Source organism: Paraburkholderia sp. OAS925 (assembly GCF_040543975.1).
Lineage (GTDB): Bacteria > Pseudomonadota > Gammaproteobacteria > Burkholderiales > Burkholderiaceae > Paraburkholderia > Paraburkholderia graminis.
In genome coordinates this window covers 1877168-1896310 of record NZ_JBEUNO010000002.1, presented here as the reverse complement: position 1 = coordinate 1896310, position 19143 = coordinate 1877168, and the positions used below count along the sequence as shown (strand labels likewise).

Annotated in this window: 17 protein-coding genes; 5 read left to right on the top strand and 12 right to left on the bottom strand. The window is 56.7% G+C overall.

Going from position 1 to position 19143, the window contains the following annotated elements:
- Nucleotides 1-228 precede the first annotated feature (228 nt).
- From ABIE53_RS27295 to ABIE53_RS27250, 10 genes are all read right to left on the bottom strand, one after another.
- The gene (locus tag ABIE53_RS27295) at nt 229-525 is read right to left on the bottom strand and encodes a putative quinol monooxygenase (RefSeq protein WP_374710236.1); all 297 of its coding nucleotides are present in this window, start codon (nt 523-525) and stop codon (nt 229-231) included.
- 37 nt (nt 526-562) lie between these two features.
- Nucleotides 563-1420, bottom strand: coding sequence for an SMP-30/gluconolactonase/LRE family protein (locus ABIE53_RS27290; RefSeq protein WP_192699181.1), 858 nt, complete (start codon nt 1418-1420; stop codon nt 563-565).
- A gap of 95 nt (nt 1421-1515) precedes the next feature.
- Nucleotides 1516-2295, bottom strand: coding sequence for an SDR family NAD(P)-dependent oxidoreductase (locus ABIE53_RS27285; protein ID WP_192699182.1), 780 nt, complete (start codon nt 2293-2295; stop codon nt 1516-1518).
- Between the two features lie 380 nt (nt 2296-2675).
- Nucleotides 2676-3896 (bottom strand): porin, encoded by a 1221-nt coding sequence (locus ABIE53_RS27280; RefSeq protein WP_310076516.1) that lies wholly within the window; start codon nt 3894-3896, stop codon nt 2676-2678.
- A 217-nt stretch (nt 3897-4113) separates the two neighbouring features.
- Nucleotides 4114-5493, bottom strand: coding sequence for an MmgE/PrpD family protein (locus tag ABIE53_RS27275; protein WP_192699184.1), 1380 nt, complete (start codon nt 5491-5493; stop codon nt 4114-4116).
- A gap of 67 nt (nt 5494-5560) precedes the next feature.
- Nucleotides 5561-6337 carry an enoyl-CoA hydratase-related protein gene (locus ABIE53_RS27270; RefSeq protein ID WP_192699185.1) on the bottom strand — a complete coding sequence of 259 codons (777 nt, stop codon included), beginning with the start codon at nt 6335-6337 and terminating at the stop codon, nt 5561-5563.
- A gap of 10 nt (nt 6338-6347) precedes the next feature.
- A complete protein-coding gene (locus ABIE53_RS27265; RefSeq protein ID WP_192699186.1) occupies nt 6348-7109 on the bottom strand; it encodes an SDR family NAD(P)-dependent oxidoreductase in 762 nt (253 codons plus the stop codon).
- Nucleotides 7110-7172: 63 nt separating this feature from the next.
- Nucleotides 7173-8417 carry an ABC transporter permease gene (locus ABIE53_RS27260; protein ID WP_376916389.1) on the bottom strand — a complete coding sequence of 415 codons (1245 nt, stop codon included), beginning with the start codon at nt 8415-8417 and terminating at the stop codon, nt 7173-7175.
- Nucleotides 8398-9966 (bottom strand): sugar ABC transporter ATP-binding protein, encoded by a 1569-nt coding sequence (locus ABIE53_RS27255; protein WP_192699187.1) that lies wholly within the window; start codon nt 9964-9966, stop codon nt 8398-8400. Before ABIE53_RS27255 ends, ABIE53_RS27260 begins: the two co-directional genes overlap by 20 nt.
- Before the next feature lie 32 nt (nt 9967-9998).
- Nucleotides 9999-10976 carry a sugar ABC transporter substrate-binding protein gene (locus tag ABIE53_RS27250; RefSeq protein WP_310076514.1) on the bottom strand — a complete coding sequence of 326 codons (978 nt, stop codon included), beginning with the start codon at nt 10974-10976 and terminating at the stop codon, nt 9999-10001.
- A gap of 487 nt (nt 10977-11463) precedes the next feature.
- Here ABIE53_RS27250 and ABIE53_RS27245 point away from each other — a divergent pair, with 487 nt between their 5' ends.
- The gene (locus ABIE53_RS27245) at nt 11464-12330 is read left to right on the top strand and encodes an IclR family transcriptional regulator (protein WP_192699188.1); all 867 of its coding nucleotides are present in this window, start codon (nt 11464-11466) and stop codon (nt 12328-12330) included.
- A 734-nt stretch (nt 12331-13064) separates the two neighbouring features.
- A complete protein-coding gene (gene prpC / locus ABIE53_RS27240; protein WP_192699189.1) occupies nt 13065-14228 on the top strand; it encodes a bifunctional 2-methylcitrate synthase/citrate synthase in 1164 nt (387 codons plus the stop codon).
- 433 nt (nt 14229-14661) lie between these two features.
- On the opposite strand, the gene ABIE53_RS27235 is transcribed toward prpC, so the two are convergent.
- The gene (locus ABIE53_RS27235) at nt 14662-15375 is read right to left on the bottom strand and encodes an H-NS family nucleoid-associated regulatory protein (RefSeq protein ID WP_192699190.1); all 714 of its coding nucleotides are present in this window, start codon (nt 15373-15375) and stop codon (nt 14662-14664) included.
- A gap of 343 nt (nt 15376-15718) precedes the next feature.
- On the opposite strand from ABIE53_RS27235, the gene ABIE53_RS32020 reads away from it, so the two are divergent.
- The 3 genes from ABIE53_RS32020 to tnpB all read left to right on the top strand — a co-directional run bounded on the left by ABIE53_RS32020 (nt 15719) and on the right by tnpB (nt 16831).
- Nucleotides 15719-15892 (top strand): hypothetical protein, encoded by a 174-nt coding sequence (locus ABIE53_RS32020; RefSeq protein ID WP_374710233.1) that lies wholly within the window; start codon nt 15719-15721, stop codon nt 15890-15892.
- Between the two features lie 337 nt (nt 15893-16229).
- Entirely contained in the window at nt 16230-16625 is a 396-nt protein-coding gene (tnpA, locus tag ABIE53_RS27225; protein WP_171800717.1) for an IS66-like element accessory protein TnpA, read from the top strand.
- Nucleotides 16622-16831: an IS66 family insertion sequence element accessory protein TnpB gene (gene tnpB, locus ABIE53_RS27220; RefSeq protein WP_192699191.1), complete on the top strand. Its 210-nt coding sequence runs from the start codon at nt 16622-16624 to the stop codon at nt 16829-16831. The genes tnpA and tnpB overlap by 4 nt, the downstream gene beginning before the upstream one ends.
- Before the next feature lie 31 nt (nt 16832-16862).
- Here the strand turns inward: tnpB and ABIE53_RS27215 are convergent, their stop codons facing one another.
- On the bottom strand, nt 16863-18956 hold the full coding sequence (locus ABIE53_RS27215) for a recombinase family protein (protein WP_192699192.1): 2094 nt from the start codon (nt 18954-18956) through the stop codon (nt 16863-16865).
- Nucleotides 18957-19143: the final 187 nt, after the last annotated feature.

Genomic DNA, 19143 nt, shown 5'->3' with positions numbered 1-19143 from the left:
TTCAACTCGCGGATCCTGTTGACCTCTCGCATTAGCGACCTTGGCGGCTATGCGCATTGCACACGTTCGCTCTCGCAAGAGAGCCGCCAACGCGTCCTCCAAGACTTGAAAGTCGGCGTCCGGGATGAAGCCACCGAACCTTTCAGGAATTTGTGCTGGGTTGCTCGCCCTCATGCGCCGCCTCCATGTTCGCGCAATGGAATTTGTTTCAATCTGGAAGTGCATTCCCTATATGACGGTCACTCCGGAGACGTCCAGGACGACGTACTCGCTATCAAGTACGTCGAATTTGCGCAAAGCAGCATGCCATGACGGGACGTCCGGGTGCTCGATATGTCGTTCAAGGCATTGTCGGTCGTCCCAGAGTTCAGACACTCGGATTACACCGGCTTCGAAGCAGTCCTCTGCCACGTCATATGCAATGCATCCCTCATGCAGTCGCGATGCTTCAACCAAGGTTCTCAGGTGCGGCATCAGCTTTTGTACTTGCTCCGGGAGGACTTTGAGCGTCCCGATAACGGCCACCTTGGCTTTCGTGATTGCGCTCCGGTGATTGATCGCATCATCGTCCACGCGAGAAGCCTATCCCGGGTACATCTACTTGGACCTGAAATAGTGCTCCAAGGCGCTTTCCCGCGCCCATGTCGTCAATGGATCCGGTATAGGCACTGCAGAAAAGCGTTTTTCCGTCCGTGCCGCCGAGGACACATGCAATCGCGTGGGGTCCGCAGGTAATCCGGTCCGTCACCTCGCCGCCGTCCAGGACCCGCACAAACTCACCTGTGTTAAAGCTTGCCGCCCAGATCGCGTTTTCCGCGTCAGCACAGATGCCGTCCGGCTGCCGGTTGCCCAGATCAGCGTATAACCGCGCGTTAGACAGGGTGCCATCTGGGCTACGGTCAAACGCTGTGAGTCGCGACACCCACGTCTCAGCAACTACCAGGGTACGCCCGTCGTTAATAATCACCATACCGTTCGGGAACTCGAGACCGCTCGCGGCTACGTGAATGGCCCCGTTGGGGTCAACGACATGCATATCGGTCGGCTTGCTGGGCGCTCCGCCATGATGATCGTAACCAAAATTTCCGGTATAGACCCAGCCTCGCTCGTCAACCACCAGGTCATTCAGATCTCCCACGGCGATGCCTGACAAGTCTCCATGCACCATTGGCGCGCCATCCACCAATTTCAAAAGCTTGCGATCCTGCATCGAAACGACAATGGGCGTCCCGTCTGGCAAAAAGCCAATGCCGGCCGGTCGATGCGGCACGTCACACAAGTGCGTACGCGTTCCATCCGGCTGAACTGTGTATAGCTTCTTATCGAACACATCGGAAACCCACAGTCGATTCTGGTGCCAACGAGGTGCTTCGAGAAATGCAAAATCATCGACCCACAGAGTTGGATGGTAGTTTGGCATGGTACTCGTCCCCAAAAACAGTTTGTCCGACGACCGAGTCCGGCTAACGCGACTCTCTTCGCCCCATGCTGCGGCGCTTAGTCGCTGGCCGTATTTCAGATACCTGTCGACTGGCCTCCATCGACGACCATGGCATGACCTGTGGTGAACAACGACTCGTCCGAGCACAGGAACAACACGGCTGCAGCAATTTCTTCAGGCTTACCCATCCGTCCAATAGGCTCTTGGGCGACAACACGGGCGATTCCTTGGGGCGTATCTCCGGTAATGCGCGACATCATTGCTGTGTCGGTGATGCCCGGGCACAGCGCATTTACACGGATATTCGATTTAGCGTATTCAAGCGCGGCGACCTTGCTGATGGCCGTAACACCGAACTTCGATGCACAGTAGGCACCCTGCCCCTGGATGGCCATGAAGCCTGCAGTCGACGACGTGTTGACGATGACACCACCCTTGCCGTTTCGAAGCATCAGCTCGACCTGATACTTCATGCAGATATAGACACTGCGGAGATTCACCCGAATTACGCGATCCCACTCCTCTTCGGGCGTTTCATTCAGTTTTTTAACCTGGTGTTCGATTCCCGCATTGTTGAAGGCGATGTCGAGGCCTCCGAATGCCTCCATTCCCTTCGCCAGCGCAGACTTAACATCTCCTCCATCAGCCACGTCGCAGCGTACGGCGATTGCACGCGCGCCAGCTTCCTCGACCAGTCCCGCAGTGGCCCGATTCGATTCCTCGGAAATATCCGCGAGCACCAGGTTCGCACCCTCACGAGCGAAAGCGAGTGCCGCGGCGCGCCCGATCCCGCTACCCGCCCCGGTTACGAATGCGACCTTATCGGTGAAGCGCTTATGCTGGGTTGCAACCATTTTCATCTCCTTGACTGTTGAGCTAGGCCCACGAATTAGTCGCCGCAGGACCCTCGATGGATCTGGTGGAAGCGCAAACGGTACGCGCAACAAGTGCGGTAGACAGGTCGCACCGGCTCGGTACGACCGCATGACGCTTACTTTACTCTCATAATACGAGATTTTATTACACTCTCGATTGACGTTACACCAGGGGATTTCCAGCAGTTGGGGGGCGCGGCGCTTGGAACGCGGGAGCGGTCGCGTCACGACAAGCGCCGCATATGGGCTGTAACTACGATGATCTCCCCCCGCTGTCTCTGTGAGACGGCGAAGCATGTGAGCGAACTCGGCCCCATTTCTGGGTTTGCGAGTTCGTCCTGGTCAGGTATGCACGAAACTTAAAAGCGGTGAACGATTCCAACGATCCCCGCGAACATGCTGCGTGAGGACGACGGCGTTGAGTTGAAGCCGTCCCCGATCGTCGCAGTTGCGTCGATCACATTGCCCGCCCCGTTTGTTCCAAGGGTCTTCCCGTTTGCACGCGTGAACGCCTGCAGTGCGTAGAGTCCAGTGCGCTTGGAAAGCGCATAGTATTCGCCGAGACTAACTTGCTGATACTGGGCGCTGTCTGTAATGCCGTTCGCTTTTGTCGCGCGGGTGTAGCTGTAACCTGCAGCAAGATCCCAAGCGACCGTCGGCTTCCAATGCAGCGCCAGCCCTCCTGTATTGAAGATAGCCTCATCGTGATAGCGAGACCCTATTCCCGGGATGTATTGGACGTTGGTGTAGACCGCTCTGACGTCAAACGTGCTGCCAAACGCATAGCTTGCACCGACCGCGAAGCGTTGCTGGCCCTGTGCAGTCTGATATCCGTTCGTCAACGCAGATACGCCCGCTTGCGCACCGGCATTGGAGGTAGTCGATTCGGCGCCGAATGGACCGCCTCCCAAGGTCGAGTTGTTGATCCTCGAGATACCGACACCGAATCCGATGGGCCCTTGCATGTACTGGACCGCCGCACTCCAGGTCGAGCCGCGGTTAATGCTGCCCGGTACACCACCCAAAGAGTACGAGCCGCTGACCGTGATACCGTATAGTTGCGGTGACATGTACAGGAGCGTGTTATTCGTGCGATACCCTGTATCTAGCCCATCAACGTCCCCCGGGTGAGCGCCGGAAAATCCCGACAAAAATTGCGTCGGGCCGAACGGGAACATCAACTGATAGTATGACTGGTACTGACGGCCTGCGGTCAGTGAACCGTATGTTTGATTGGTCACCCCGACAAACGCCTGGCGGGAGAACATCAGGCCGTTTGTCGCGAGAGCACCTGTAGCACTGTTGAATCCTTCTTCCAGAGTGAAGATGGCCTTAGTGCCACCGCCCAGGTCTTCTGCGCCCTTGAAACCAAATCGGCTTCCGTTCCATACGCCATTTGACATCTTGACGGCTGAGTGTCCCCCGGCCGTGGATCCAAGGCTGGTCTGGCTGCTCTGGTAGCTGAAGCCGGTGTCAACAATGCCATAGAGAGTAACGCTCGATTGTGCGGCAGCTGACGAACATACGCCAACTGCAATACTTGCCAGAGCCAATTTAGTCTCAACGCGCTGAATTTTCATAGCAGTCCTATTTTTTAACATGAACTCATTTAATTAAACCACCCATCAGACTGGGCAAAGTTTTACTGCCATCACAACACTTCAATCGTCTTGACGACAGCCTTTTTAACCGCGACGTCAAGGACCGATGTCCACATCGCAAGCGAAGCAATTGCAATGTACTGATTTAGCCCTGCATTCTCTCTTCACATTCCTGGCGGGGACACGTTGTGCTTTTTCAGGCAAGTGCTTTTATCAACTCGGTTGAATCATCCATCTGATCAAGCGACTTGGCCATCTCCACTGCACGCTTACTCACAGCGGCAGAAATCGGATTCGCCGCCAACGATGCACATTCAGAAAATTTTCTCCCAATGAGGTCCCAGTCCATCGGTCTGTCTTTCCCGCCCGGCGTCCCCTCTCCAGAACCGGTCAGAATCGCGCCGCTCTTGGTTACGATATCCACGCGCGCGTTAGGCATGTCACCCCTCCAGTCGAAGCCGGGGTCATCTACCGGGACAACTTTCTGGGCCGCTGCCAGCACCGCCTCGTCCCGAAGCCCGTCCGCCGTAAATTGTCGAATTCTCATTTCGCCATACACCGCGGCCGCGGCAAGGCAAAACGGAATGCTAAAGCGTGCATCCATCGCAGAGGCTGGACGGCGTCGCGCCTCCAGTGGGTACGACATTTGTTGTGCGAAATCGCCCACATACGGGCGAATCTCCGCGATGTCGCCCGCTTTTAGTTCATGCTTTCGGATGAGCTCTAGCGTGGCATGGATATATGTATGCGAGATGCCGCACGTCGGCCAGGGCTTGTATTGAATCGTGCTACCCTCGAAGCGGCTGCCCAGCCCATTCAGTATTCTGGCGCGATCATATTCGCCTTGAAAGTAGACGTTCATCACCCCGGCTTTCCCTTCGAAGACACTCTGTGTCCCCGTCACACCTTTCTGAGCAAGCCATGCTGAAAGAACCGCGCTTTTGGCCACGAACCCTGCGTACAATTCTCCCAGATCGCTGTTCGTGCCAAAGCGCATCTCAAGGGTGCCGCATGAGCCGAGGCTTGCAATGCCTAGAGCATTCGCGACCTGCTCCTTGTCCAGGCGAAGTACGTACGCCACGGCCGCCGTGGCGGAGAAGACGCCCAGCACTGTGGTGACGAGCCAGTCCAAACGCTGTTGAAGGCTGCGACGCATCCGGAAAAACAGATCCTGACCGATGGCAACCGCGCTGATCAGCTGCTTCCCGCTGATACCACCGACATGCTCAGCCGCAGCAAACACTGCCGGGATGAGGTAGCTGCTTGAGTGATTGCCATCTGGTCCCATATCATCAAAGTCCAGACAGTGCGCCATAGCCCCGTTTGCGAAAGCAGCCATAAGCGGAGGAGCGCGGTCGCCGAAGCCCAGAATGCTGCACTCCGGCTGCCCCCCACTCTCGCGGACGATCTCGACGACGCTTTGAATCGCTGGAGCGGATCCGCTAGCCGCCAGACACACACCCAGCACATCAAGTATGCTCTTCTTGGCCGCCTCAATAGCATCATCCGGAAGATCTTCGAAACGGCAGGCCGATATGTAGGATGCGAATTCGTGTGAAAGATCTTTGGATTCCATTGAATTTATTCGCTGTACAAGATGGTTCAGTATCGAGCAATGTCGCGTAAGGCGCGGCTGCCACCGTTCATCGTCCCTGGAAGCTAGGGGTTCTTTTGTCCAAAAACGCTGTCATGCCTTCTTTCTGATCTGCAGAGTCGAACAACACCTGGAAGGCTCTTCGTTCAAGCATCATCGCCGTCTCGATTGGAGCGTCGGCTCCGACGTGCACAACTTCCTTAATTGCACGCACAGCGAGGGTAGGCATTTCCGCGATCGTGCTGGCGACTTCCAGCGAACGCTTGAGTACGCTCCCGTCCGGCGACAGTTCGGACACGAGGCCTGAGGCGTAAGCCGTACGGGCATCGATTCTTTCCCCAGTGAGCAAAAGACGTAGCGTTTGATACTTCCCGATCGTTCTCACCATGTGCTGGGTGGCGCCCGCGCCAGGCATCACCCCGAGCCGAACCTCAGGTTGAGCAAACTGCGCGCTTTCACCGGCGATAATGATGTCGCAACTTAAGGCAAGTTCGCATCCACCGCCGAGAGCATAGCTTTCGACCGCGGCAATTACCGGCTTGCTGCACCGCCGAACCGCTTGGAACATCCTGTCGGTAGCCCTCAAGGTGTGTTCGATTGGTGTCAGTGCTTGCATTTCAGCAACGTCACTGCCCGCAACAAACGAAGATCCGGCGCCCGCAATAACGATTACGCGAACCTGAGTGTCCCTGTCGAGGGCTTCGATAGCATCAGCCAACAGCTGCTTGATTTCGAAGTTGAGCGCATTACGGCGTTCTGGTCGATTGATGGTTATCAAAGAGACACCAGGCGCGGATTGCTGGATTTCGACGAGTGTTTCGTTCATTCTTTTACCTTCAGCGGTAGCTCGCCGTCATCCCGCCGTCAACGACGACGGTTGTGCCGGTGACATAGCTTGCAAAGTCCGAAAGGAGGAAGAGCGTGACGTTCGCAACTTCTTCTGGTGTACCGATGCGCTTCAAGGCAACGCCTTCGGCGATGTTTTGAAACGTGCCACGATTCCGATTCTGGATTGGCGTATCAATGACACCCGGTGCGACGGCATTTACCCGAACGCCGAATTCACCCAGATCAATTGCCATCGCGCGAGTCATGTTGATCATGGCCGCCTTCGAAGCGACGTAGCTAACTCGACTTTCCCTCGCCGACAAGCCACCGATGGATGCAATGTTAACAATGGAGCCTCGCTTAGCTTCGGCCAGTTGCCGCGCTGCTGCGCGACAGAAATACATTGCGCCATTCAGGTTGACGTCCAATACCTGCTGCCAGCTTTCATCCGTGAGGCTTAAGATGTCTGCCGGGTTAACAATGCCAGCGGCAGCCACTGCATGCGTCGCGGGGCCATGAGTGCGCGCGATGTTTGCAAAACATTCGTCGACCGCACGTGAGTTCCGGACGTCAACCAGGTAGCAATAGCGAGCGCTTCCCTCCGAGTCGTGATAGAGCTTTTCTGCCGCTGCGTGCAGCTTCTGCTCGTCCCAATCGAGCAGGAGCGGAGTTGCTCCTTCTGCGCGCAACCGCTCGCACACAGCGAGGCCAATGCCGGACGCTGCACCCGTCACAGGTACGACAGCCGATTCCATGTTCCACGTGCTCATTCAGATTTTTGCCTTTAAGAGGATGAAATGAATTTCAGATTTGCCGCGTCACGAAACTCGTTCTCACTTGCCCCGCCGACGTGTTCCACCGACTGTATAAATCGCAGCGGCTGCTACAACGACCGTTCCTTCGAGGAGACCTTGATAGTTCACGCCGAGGTTCAAAATGTTGAATCCATTGGTCAGTGTGAAAAGCAACAACGCACCGGCGACGGTCTTTCCGACACTTCCTGCGCCCCCGAATAATGAGGTGCCGCCAAGAATGGCTGCAGCAATGACCGTCAGCTCCGCGCCAGTCAACGCTGCTGGATTGACAGAGCGCAGACGGCTTCCGAAGAGGATCCCGGCGAACCCAGCCGCCGCACTGCAAAGAACGAACGCGGCAAGTCTGTACCGTACGACGTTGATGCCCGAAAGTCTTGCAGCTTCAGGATTTCCACCCACCGCATATACACGCCTTCCGACCATCGTGAACGACAGGACAAACCAGACGACAGTCGAGAAAGCGACCATATAGATCACGATTTTAGGAAGAGCGAGTTGCTGCCCACCGGCCCAGGCCATCGCCAGCAGGCACGCGGCACAGACGCCCATGCCCACTGCAACTGGCGAGACTCCTCTGCCGCCCCGACGCGCCTTAAGAAGCATCCAGAGGCTCACGGCAGCTAACAGCAAGCCAATCACTGCGACCGCAGTTCCGATGGGCCAACGTCCGGTCTCGAACGCCCGCATAGCGCCGATCACGCGTGGATTGTCAACAGAAACGGTTCTACCGTCTGTCACGATCAGAACCACCCCACGCAAGGCTGTCATCGTTCCGAGAGTAACGATAAAAGCGTTAATACCTAGATATTGAACGATTACCCCGTTCAACAGGCCGGCACCGACCGCGACGAGCATTGCGACCAGACAAGCGGGTACGAATCCGATTGAGTCGGCGAGTCCCACCATGACGGCAGCCGAAAGCGCGGCAACCGATCCGACTGACAGATCGAAGTTTCCGGTGATAAGGATGACAGTCATCGCTACCGCGATGATCGCCATTAGAGAAGACTGCTGCAGAACATTCGACAGGTTCTGAAAGCTCAGATAACTCACGTCGCCAGAATATGCAGCGGCGACAGATAGCAAGGCAACAACAAGGGCCAGCGCGTAATACACGCCCATTTCGCGGAGCCCTAATACGCGACGCCAATTTGTCGTTGCTGCGCGCGAATCCGATGGCGCATTATCGGATGAAATGACCTTATACATATTGTCAACCTCACGTTGTGATTGAGGCAATGGGTTACGAAAGGGATTGCGCACGATGCTCCATTGACCCATTGCCTGCATCATCACCCAGTGCACCGGAGACCTGTCCGCCCGCGAGCAGGACGAGCTCATGTTCCGACGTCTCGTGACCCACTCGCTCTGCAACGCATTTGCCATCGCGCATGACAACAATCCGGTCCGACACGGCCAGCAATTCTTCTAATTCGGAAGACACAATAATTACCACCATCCCGGCGTCTGCGAGGTCTCGCACGAGGCGCAGGATATCGGTCTTTGCGCCAATGTCGATGCCCGCGGTCGGCTCATCAAGGAGTAGCACCCTGACATTCCCAAACAACCACTTCGCGATGGTCACCTTTTGTGCGTTGCCGCCACTCAACTCAGTGACAAGGACATCTGGAGACTGTGCCTTGATCTTCAGGCGCTCGATGGCCTCATTCGCACGCTGCATTTCCCTCTCGCGCACTGGCAAGCAGTTTCTCCATGAAACACCGCCAAGCGCCGGCAGCGTTGTATTGCGCCAGACCTCGAAGCCAGGAATTAGGCCCTGCCCCATCCGATCTTCCGGCACCAAGGCAATACCCGCACCTACAGCGGCGACCGTCGAACGCGCAATTGGAGTACCAAGGACCTCGACTGCGCCTGTCGCGTGCCGATCTGCTCCGAAAATGGCGTGCAACAGTTCCGTTCTTCCTGAGCCCAGCAGCCCCGCAATGCCCAGCACCTCGCCGGTCCGGAGAGCAAGAGAGACAGGCGAAAGCTTTCCAGGAGAACAAAGATTCTTGATATTGAGAACCACCTCTGCGTCGTCCGAAAGCTTTTTCGGTTCGGCTCGTACCATTGCCACGATTTGACGACCGACAATTGCTTCTGCAATACGTGCCTCGTCAAGGTCGCAGGTCTCCGCGCGCATGACCGCCTCGCCATCCCGCAGGATCGTGACGCAGTCCGTGAGAGATATCACTTCATCAAGGAAGTGCGAAACAAAGAGGATCGCTTTCTTTTCGACCCCAGCGAGACGACGGACCGTCTGATACACAACCTCGCGCTCTTCCATTGCAAGGGATGCCGTAGGTTCGTCCATGACAATCAGTTCTGCGCCGCTTCCCAGTGCCTGGAAGATTGCCACCATCTGGCGTTGGCCAATAGATAGGTCACCGACCTTTGAGTCGGGGTTCAGCCAGTAGCCCACTCGCTCACAAAGGTCGCCAAATGCCTTGCGAGACGCCATAGTCTGGCGCCAGCCTCCTTTCGCGCCCAGGAAAACGTTCTCGAGCACCGACAACGTCGGAACGATAGGGATGTGCTGATGAATCGTTGCGACACCCATATCGAGTGCTTCCTTTGGACTAGAGCACTCGACTACAGAGCCTTTCCAGAGGATTCTTCCGCCAGTAGCAGCGAATGCACCGGACAGAATTTTGATCAACGTTGACTTGCCGGCGCCGTTCGCACCGAGCAAGCCATGAACCTTTCCGCGCTCGACGGAAAGATCTACACCACGCAGGGCGACCGTCCCATTCGGAAATGTCTTCGCGACTCGCTCAAGCTTCAGGAGCGGCGCTTCCTCGCTAGTCGTCATACCATGTCTCCAAACCCCGGGCGCACCGTTTTCTAGAACTGAGGCACACACTCGGATAGGTTGTCCTTGGTCACCCCGACCTGCTTATATGTGATCAGCTGAGCTTTTGGCGAGCTCTTGTTTGTAGCCGCGTCGTAAAGCGCCTTGGCTGAAAGCCGACCCATCGTTTCTGGCTTGGAGCAGACGGAGCCTGACATCTCACCAGCTTTGATGGCATCAATGCCGCGCCTTGAACCGCCGTCAGCCGCAACGACTTTTGCGTGAGCGCCCATATTGCGAATCGCACGACTGCACCCGAGACCCAAGTCGTCGTACTGGGCGAAGAAAAGGTCTACATCAGGATGAGCGGTGAGGATATTCTGGCAAACGGCTTCGCCCTTCACTTCCGTCCAGTCCGTCGGCTGAGAGGCAACGATCTTGTACTTGACGCCGGCTCTCTTCAGACCTTCCTCGAACCCTTGACTACGCTGCTTCACCGCGGCCACGCCAGCCGACCCTTCGACAATTCCGATTTGCGCGACGCGGTCCTTTGGCAGGAATTTCGCTGCCATCTGACCCGCGATCACGCCGCTTTCCACGTCATCGCGAGTAACAAGGGCGGTCAGTTTCGGATAGACATCCTTTAGCGGAACCTTCTCGGGATCGCCCACCTGCACACCCACAGAGACGAACGGGATGTTGCTTTCATTTGCGCGATCGATCCATGTCTTCGCTACCACAGAGTCGAGAAGGATAGATCCGATGCCGTCCACCTTCCGCGTGATGAGATCGTCGACTGCGTTGCCTTGCTTCTCAACGCTACCTTTCGGATCGAGAACAACGGACTTGACGCCGAGCTCCTTCGCCTCGGCCTGAAATCCCCGCACCTCTGCGGCGTTAAACGGGTACTCCATGTTCGCGGCCACGATGGCAATCGTGACTTCCTTCGCCACGGCTGTACCTGCCATCAAGGTGAGCGCTACGGATGCGCTAGCCATGCCGAACCGCTGAATTGCCGATGAGAATTTCATCTGTCTCCTCCATGGTTTTAGGGGCGAGATAGTTCGCTGCCAGCACTGGGAATCACACTTCGAGGCTCCCGGACCGGCCATGGCCTGTATTAAACCTAGTACATAAACTAATCCCGTCATTTGAGAGTTTATACAACACCTCGACGGATGCAACTAGGGGTTGTCACCGGGTACAAGGCGCTGGCAGAGCAGGAGATGATTGGAGAAAGTCAAGCACGAAGGGGCTGTGTGGCGGCAGCCGGGGCGGATGTCAGCTACCGGCCGGCGCCGCGCCCGGCCATGGTTGTTGACACCTCTGTGGGGCGCTGTGCTCCGCGGCACGGACCAGAAGGACGCGAACGCTCGGAGGGCCGGATGCTCGCCGGACAGAAACAGACGGAAAATTTAAGCGTTTAGATTATGTTAAAATCTCAGTACCCGGGAATTGCTAAGACACATCACGGCGGCTCCCCATCGTTTTATATAAATCCAGCCGAAAGATCGAATCATGGACACCAAGCGTTCGCTGAAGAAAAATAAACCTCTCTCGGTTGAGCCTGTGGACACGATAGAGGACGGGGCGGCACTCGCTGCATCAAACAGCTTGGCGCGAACCCTCGGGATTCTGAACCTTTTCACACCGGCCGCGCCCCTTTGGTCGACTGAAGCGATCATTCAGTCCCACGGGATGTCTCGGTCTTCGGGATATCGGTACATCAAGGCGCTGGCGGACGTCGGGTTAATTGCTCCAGTGTCCAATGGCTACTACATCCTCGGCCCGAGAATCGTCGAACTCGATCGGCAGATTCGGCAATGCGATCCCTTGTATATCGCAGGTGGGCCAGTAATGAAGGAACTGGTGACAGAAACCAAGCACTCGGCGCATCTGTGCGCGTTGTTTAGCGGAGCAGTGCTTTGCGTTCGGGAACGGCTGACGGATGACAGCCCAGCGAACCTGTTCACGCGCGGCCAGACGCGCCCGCTCTTTCAAGGGGCCGCATCCAAGATCATCCTCCCTTACCTGCGTCCTCACCAGCTGCGCAGTTTGCACGCCAAGCATGCTTCTGCAATTGCGGCCGCCGGACTGGGATCCGACTGGTCGGCCTTTCGCGCTACGCTCGCGAAAATCCGAACCGCGGGCTATACGATGACGGTTGGTGAGTTCAACCCTGGGGTTATCGGTATCTCAGCGCCCGTCTTCAACAGTGAAGGACACATCCTTGGAAGCATTGGCATTGCGGGTGCCGAGTCTCACTTCACACGCGCAGAGAAGGATCGCTGCGTGACCGCCGTCATTCAGGCTGGTGAGCAGATCAGTGAGCGCATTGGCGCCATCAGCGTCGGTATTGACAGGCCGGCACGGGCCGTTGGCTGATCAGGCAATCCAATCATTCAGTTGCTTCCAAAGGCGGCTTTGATTGCTCGTCAGCGATGCCCGCCGCCAGGCGCCGACGATCCGTTATTGTTTTGAGTGGACGAGGCGCTGACCATTTAACAGGTCAGCGCCTCGTCGAGATTCGAATCGTCCGGGCGGAAGGACGCGCTACCCCGATGTCGACCTGCCAACGCCCTAGAAGATTTCTAGCGTTGCGAACACCGCGTCTGCGGAGATATCTCTGGACGGGTCCTGAAATTCGTTGATGGCGAAGATCCACAGTAAATATCGGCGAAGTGTACCGGGGCAAAGACGCATTTCTGACATGTAAGTCCTTCGTGCTGACATTAGCGCGCTCCTCTCTTCCTGCTGCCTGCAAGACCGCTTCCCGCCGACAGAACGCAAGCGAAGACTAGCGCAAAGTCCCTTCCTCGCTCAATAAATATTTCCCCGCCCGGTGAGCTTTTCTTACATATAACAATGGCCGGCCGCGAGAGATCGGCCCGAAGTCCTCTCGTTTTCGGGCGGAGATGTCTACGATCTCGGCAAATCTTCTGTTGCACAAAATCTCACAATACAAGACAATATTTTAAGCCATCCTCAAGAACGTCGATGCGGTCGGCCGCCTGACCGCCGATCGCTGGTCGTTGACGAACGCTGGTTTCGCGGTAGCGGGCGGCTTGGTGGGCAAACTCGTGCGCCGCAGGGCGCTCACTTGTTTTCGAGGGAATCAAATGACCGAAGCGCAATCTGTTACTCCAACGACTCCGAAACCAAAGAAATCCGTCGCACTGTCCGGCGTCACTGCGGGCAACACGGCACTGTGTACCGTAGGTAGAACCGGAAATGACTTACATTATCGGGGCTACGACATTCTCGACATTGCCACCACTAGCGAGTTCGAGGAGATTGCGTACTTGCTCGTACACGGCAAGTTACCGAACATCGCGGAATTGAGGGCATACAAAGCAAAGCTGAAGGCGCTGCGCGGCTTGCCCGCAAACCTCAGAGCCGCATTGGAATGCATTCCAGCGTCGGCACATCCGATGGATGTGATGCGCACTGGTGCCTCGCTTCTTGGGACGATCCTTCCGGAGAACGACGATCACAATATTGCGGGTGCGAAAGACATCGCCGATCGTCTGATGGCCTCGTTTGGCTCGATGCTGCTCTACTGGTTCCACTTTTCGCACAACGGCAAGCGCATCGAAGTAGAAACCGACGACGATTCTATTGGCGGCCACTTCCTTCACCTGCTGCATGGAACAAAGCCGCCGAAGGCGTGGGTCGACGCGATGCACGTTTCCCTTAACTTGTATGCCGAACACGAGTTCAATGCCTCAACGTTCACTGCACGCGTGGTAGCCGGCACGGGCTCTGACATCTACTCGGCTATCACCGGTGCAATCGGCGCGCTTCGAGGTCCAAAGCACGGTGGTGCAAACGAGGCGGCATTTGAAGTGCAAACCCGTTACCAGACGCCGGATGAAGCTGAAGCGGACATTAAGCGTCGCGTTGAGAATAAAGAAGTGGTAATCGGCTTCGGACATCCCGTATACACGATCTCCGATCCCCGAAACAGCGTAATCAAGGAGGTCGCAAAAAGTCTCTCGAAGGACGCGGGCGACACCAGGCTATTCGATATCGCTGCGCGAATCGAATCGGTGATGTGGGACGCTAAAAAGATGTTCTCGAACCTTGATTGGTTCAGCGCCGTGTCGTACCACATGATGGGCGTGCCCACTGCCCTGTTCACACCGTTGTTCGTGATCTCGCGAACTTCCGGCTGGAGTGCACACATTATTGAGCAACGAGTCGATAACAAAATTATCCGCCCCAGTGCGAACTATGTCGGGCCGGAAGATCAACAGTTTGTTTCGCTGGAAACCCGTGCATAACGCCGGTTGCAACTTCTTGGCGACAGTATCGAGGCCTCGATTCATCTGGAGGTCAAGCTCAACGGTCTTCCTGGCCAGTGCTTAACCATCTCCTGAGGATTTGTCCCGCCGCTTGGCGGGATTTTTTTCGTCAAGTGACTCAATGGGCGTAGCGAAGGGACGAACACGGGAACACATGGGTCTGCTGTAATGCAGCATGGGTCTAACGGGACGCGCAATCGCGCAGCGCACGAACCCCATCCCTACGCCAGCCATTCTCCTGGCTCTGGCACCAAACGCCCCATAGAGGAGGCTGTGGTTCCGATTATTTGCGGTCGCAGACGCCGTTGTCCCTGAATATCTCAAGATCGTTGTCGCTTGGTACCTTTCCTCGACCGAACTGCTCGCTGCTGGTCACAGCGAGCAGTTTGTTGACCGCTGAAGCCGAAGCCGTTCAAGCCCCCACTGCACCAGTGGCTGTCGAAGCCGGTTCAGCAGCCGGCGTAGCCGCAGTCGCATTAGCAGAATGTTTTTTTACGGCAATTTTCTTTGCAACCGGTTTGCTGGCTGCAATCTTTTTCGCCGGCGCTTTCTTCGCTGCCGTCTTTTTAGCCGGTGTCGCAGCCTTTGTCGGAATAGCAGCCTTCGGCTCGGTCTCGCCTTCAGTCGGCCCTGCAATCAGAAACCTGCTTCGATCTTTCGCATCAGCAATCCACGCCGGAGCCCGTCCACGTCCGCTCCAGGTTGCGCCCGTCTTGGGGTCAGCGTATAGAGCCGGCTGCGGACCCCGGACATAGTTGCCCGCCTTCGCTTTTGATTTGCCGATAGTCGTCGGCGCAGCGGGGGTGCCATTAATCAAAAATTTGTTGCGGTCTTTCGCGCCCGCGATCCATGACGGTGCCCGACCGTAACCACTCCACGTGGCGCCCGATTTCGGGTCTTGATATCGTGCTGTCGGGGCCTGCTTTGCCGATGCAACCTTGGCACCAGGTTTGGGACCACGTTTTCTGCCGCCACTGTGCGCATCAATGTCTGCGGTCGTAAGGCCGTGCTTCTCCATGATGCCGCGAATCTTTTCAATGACCGCAGTTGCGTCCTTTTTGACAATCGCTTCGGCCTGTGCCTGCAGTTTCGCGATTTTTGCCTGCAGGTTTTCGAGTGTCGCCATGCTTTTTCTTCCCTCTCTATCGTAGCGATTGCCGCACTATGCCACACAATGAAGGGATAACGCCATTTGGCTACGATTCGCAAAACCAGCGCCACCGTGCATGGTAATCTGGTGGCAAGGGGGTTGCGAAGTCCGACGGACGCCAGTGAATTTTTTGTCGGCAAAAAGGAAATAAAATGGACGAAAGAAAGCGTGACAGCGTAAGCGCCTTTTTGCGGCGCCGCATGGCGGAAGTTGATATTGAATAAGCGATATTGCAACAGCAATTGCTGAAGACCAGGTTGGACGAAAATCTGCTCGATACCGAAGCGCTACAGGCGATACCTGGACCGGCGAAGGCGAATTGCCCCAATGGCTTCAGCAGGCTGTCAGTGCAGGTCAATCATTCGAACATTTCGCCATCAATCAACTGTCAGAGAATGCTCGCGGGGAACGGCATCGGATCGATCGGAGTCAAGATCCCTTTGCCGGCAGTAGACTCGCTACAGCCCAACCAGATTCAAACGGGCAATATTGACAGTCTCAAGTAATCCCGCTGCAGCCTCTCGCCTCTTTCGCGGCCAATAGGACGTGCGATCACGTCGAAAACATCCGAGCAATTCACGTCGGAAGGGCTCAGCGATTTCCGGCGCTGCGTGAACACGCCTCCACAGATGCCTTTCGCACTCCGGTGCGGCAAACCGATAGGGTGGCGGGCCCACTGGCCCACTAGCGCACCACACCTCTGTACGCTACATGAACGCCATGCCAGGCAGCCGCATGGTAACCGTCCGACCGTGACCGTATAGACACCTGATGAAGGCGTCGCCATGCTTCCCTGGGGCACATATGTCACTGTGCCCATAAAGGAAATCATGGACACAGTGACCGAATTCACCGAAGTCAAAGGCGCACGCAAGTATCGGCGGCGTACAGCGGACGAGAAGCGCCAGATCGTCGAGGAGACGTTATCCAGTGGACGTTCGGTGGCGGAGATTGCACGCAGTCACGAAGTGAACGCGAATCAGGTGTTCGACTGGCGTAAGCAGTATCTGGATGGACGGCTCGGCGCCGACGAGCGCGGATGTGCCTTGCTGCCTGTCACGGTAAATGAGGCCAGCGACGGGGGTGTGGCCGAACCGGCTGCATCTACGCCTGCCGCACCGGCACCCGGCACGATCCGGATCCAGTTGCCACGAGGTGAGGTACACGTTGAAGGAAGCGTCGATCCCAATACGCTGCGCGTGGTGATCCAGTGCCTGAGCCGATGATCGGTCCGCTGGCAAACACGAGAATCTGGGTCGCCGCCGGATTTACGGATATGCGCTGCGGCGTCGACGGCCTGGCCGCGAAGGTGCAGACCGTGCTGGCGAAGGATCCGTTCTGCGGACACATCTTCGTGTTCAGGGGCAAACGTGGCGACCTCATCAAATGCCTGTACTGGCGCGACGGTGGGCTATGCCTGTTCGCCAACTAACTGGATTCATACTACAACTCCTTTTCTTGGATCAGAGGGTTTTGGATGCTGCGCTCGCTCGCGCCACTGTCGCGCGGTCAGTGAGTCGATCCCATCTGCTGCTGTGCTTCACAGGCGGGTGAGAATCCGGGACTTCATAGAGGAACGCATAATCGTTATAGGCGTGTCGTTTGACAAGGCCGTATTCGACCCACCTGGTGAGGGTTGCTTCGTGGATGCCGAGTCGAGCCGCAGCCTCCAGTTTTGTGAGCATGCCGCGGTCGCGCAGTCTTTCGCGGCGGGATCGAAGTCCGTTTCGCTGTGCGATGTATGAGACGCGCAGAGCGTCGAACCGAATGTTGCTCTTACCTGGACGGACACAACCGCCGGGACGGATGCCCCGATCATTAAGGAGCTGCGCAATCTGAGAGCATGTATGGTCATCGAGAAGCTTGTCGATGAGCTCGAGGACCTCTGGCTGAGTTTTGACCTGTTGTGCAGATGTTTTTGGATTCTGTGCCGTGAGCGTTTCACTCTTGCCGGCCTTGAAGCGAACGTGAATCTTTGTTGTCCCTTCGTCTGGAAGTTTGACCAGTGTGATGTCCTCGACGATGTAGGCTAGCAGCCGCTTTCGCTCTCGATTCGCCAACGATGAGTCACGCCACAGTGTTTTGAAGTCCGCTGTCATTGCGATGAGCCGGTCGCGGATCGCATCGTCGAGTATAAGACGCTCCTGCTGCTGGCTACGCTCCCTTTGTTCTCTCGCGTCGGCCAATATGCGCAGCTTGTCGTTCCATTCTTGCTCCAGTGTGTCGGCGACCAGTCGGTTGCTTGGGTCGACCAGCATGAAGCGTCGTTGCGCAAGATCTGCATCGAACCGGGCGCGTTCGATAGCGCGCAGGCGTAATCGATCGGCTTCATCGTGACGCGCTTCGATTTCCCTGCGTATCTCCCATGCCAACTCAACGGCAGCCGGAGTCATCGACGCGACGATCAATGCGCCAACTGCTTCATCAATCGGCGCTCCGGCAATTGACTGACAGGTAGGTTCGCCACGAGCGCCTTGTGCTCGGTCGCAGACATACCAGGCTTCCTGTCGTCCGCGTCGCGTAGCGTATCGGAGCCGGAGATATCGGCCACAACGTCCGCAAACGGCGCGGCCCTGCAGAAGAGCAGCTCCCTCGCGAGGCGGCGACGACCGCGCGACTTTATACCCGCGACCATTCGTCTCCAGAACAGCAAGGTTCTGCTCATACCGCTCCCAGGTAATGTATCCGGGATGGGCGTCCGGAATGCAAGCAAGCCAGTCATTGCGATCACGCTTTCTTGGCACTTTCCGCCCGTCTGCGAGTTTGCGATAGTGCCTCCGGCCGTAGGCGTAAGCGCCTGCGTAGCGCGGATTGTTCAACATGCGAAGTGCCGTCGACGCGGTGAGGTGCTGGAAGACCAGGAACTTCGCGTTGCGCATACGGGATGGAAACAGGAGGCCCTCCTTTTTGAAGACCTTGACTGTCTGGCTGGCAGAGCCGACTCGCAAGAACGTCTCAAAGAAGTATGTGATGGTCTCTCGGACTTGGGAATCTGGGTCAAGCACTACGTTGCCAAGGTCGTCATATACGAAGCCGGTCGGTAGCACGCACCGATACTCGCCTCGATTCACCTTGTTTAGAATGCCGCCTCGTAGGCGCGCTTTGAGAACATGAAGCTCCGCTTCACTCATTGTTCCTTTGAGCCCAAGCAGGAGCCGGTCATTGAAGCTTGCTGGATCGTATATCCCGTCTTCGTCGAGAATCAGCGTATCAGCGAGCGCGCAGATTTCCAGAAGTCGATGCCAGTCAGCATTGTTTCGGGCCAGGCGCGACACCTCCAGGCCCATGACGATGCCTGCGCGGCCCATGCCCACGTCAGTGACCAATCGTTGAAACCCCTCCCGCCAGGATGCCGATGCTCCAGACTCCCCTTGGTCGCTATCGATAGTGACGATCTGTTCGTCACGCCAGCCGAGCGCCGTCGCACGTCCACGCAGGGCATATTGTCGCTTTGTGCTCTCGACGTTCTCGAGAACTTGCCGCATCGACGACTGCCGGACGTAGAGGTAAGCGCTCCGTTCGAGGTGGTGAGGCTGAACTTTAAGGGACGCGTTCATGGTGTTCTCCGCTCATTGACCGTCACAGCCATGCCTGCAAGTACGTAGATAAAGCCTTGACGCTCGATGGGCTGAGCGTTCGACGATGACCGAGTAACATTTGGTTCGGGCGGCGCACGCCCCGGAACCATCATGCGTGCCCACGCCCACATCCCTCGCGTAAGGAAGACGCTGAGTCCGCGCCGGG

What these genes read in the sequence shown, in the direction of transcription:
- ABIE53_RS27250 (WP_310076514.1), bottom strand. Translation starts at nt 10,976, where the DNA reads ATGAAATTCTCATCGGCAATTCAGCGGTTCGGCATGGCTAGCGCATCC.
- ABIE53_RS27245 (WP_192699188.1), top strand. Translation starts at nt 11,464, where the DNA reads ATGGACACCAAGCGTTCGCTGAAGAAAAATAAACCTCTCTCGGTTGAG.
- ABIE53_RS27270 (WP_192699185.1), bottom strand. Translation starts at nt 6,337, where the DNA reads ATGAACGAAACACTCGTCGAAATCCAGCAATCCGCGCCTGGTGTCTCT.
- ABIE53_RS27285 (WP_192699182.1), bottom strand. Translation starts at nt 2,295, where the DNA reads ATGGTTGCAACCCAGCATAAGCGCTTCACCGATAAGGTCGCATTCGTA.
- ABIE53_RS27255 (WP_192699187.1), bottom strand. Translation starts at nt 9,966, where the DNA reads ATGACGACTAGCGAGGAAGCGCCGCTCCTGAAGCTTGAGCGAGTCGCG.
- tnpA (WP_171800717.1), top strand. Translation starts at nt 16,230, where the DNA reads ATGGACACAGTGACCGAATTCACCGAAGTCAAAGGCGCACGCAAGTAT.
- ABIE53_RS27265 (WP_192699186.1), bottom strand. Translation starts at nt 7,109, where the DNA reads ATGAGCACGTGGAACATGGAATCGGCTGTCGTACCTGTGACGGGTGCA.
- ABIE53_RS27215 (WP_192699192.1), bottom strand. Translation starts at nt 18,956, where the DNA reads ATGAACGCGTCCCTTAAAGTTCAGCCTCACCACCTCGAACGGAGCGCT.
- ABIE53_RS27290 (WP_192699181.1), bottom strand. Translation starts at nt 1,420, where the DNA reads ATGCCAAACTACCATCCAACTCTGTGGGTCGATGATTTTGCATTTCTC.
- ABIE53_RS27235 (WP_192699190.1), bottom strand. Translation starts at nt 15,375, where the DNA reads ATGGCGACACTCGAAAACCTGCAGGCAAAAATCGCGAAACTGCAGGCA.
- prpC (WP_192699189.1), top strand. Translation starts at nt 13,065, where the DNA reads ATGACCGAAGCGCAATCTGTTACTCCAACGACTCCGAAACCAAAGAAA.
- ABIE53_RS27280 (WP_310076516.1), bottom strand. Translation starts at nt 3,896, where the DNA reads ATGAAAATTCAGCGCGTTGAGACTAAATTGGCTCTGGCAAGTATTGCA.
- tnpB (WP_192699191.1), top strand. Translation starts at nt 16,622, where the DNA reads ATGATCGGTCCGCTGGCAAACACGAGAATCTGGGTCGCCGCCGGATTT.
- ABIE53_RS27275 (WP_192699184.1), bottom strand. Translation starts at nt 5,493, where the DNA reads ATGGAATCCAAAGATCTTTCACACGAATTCGCATCCTACATATCGGCC.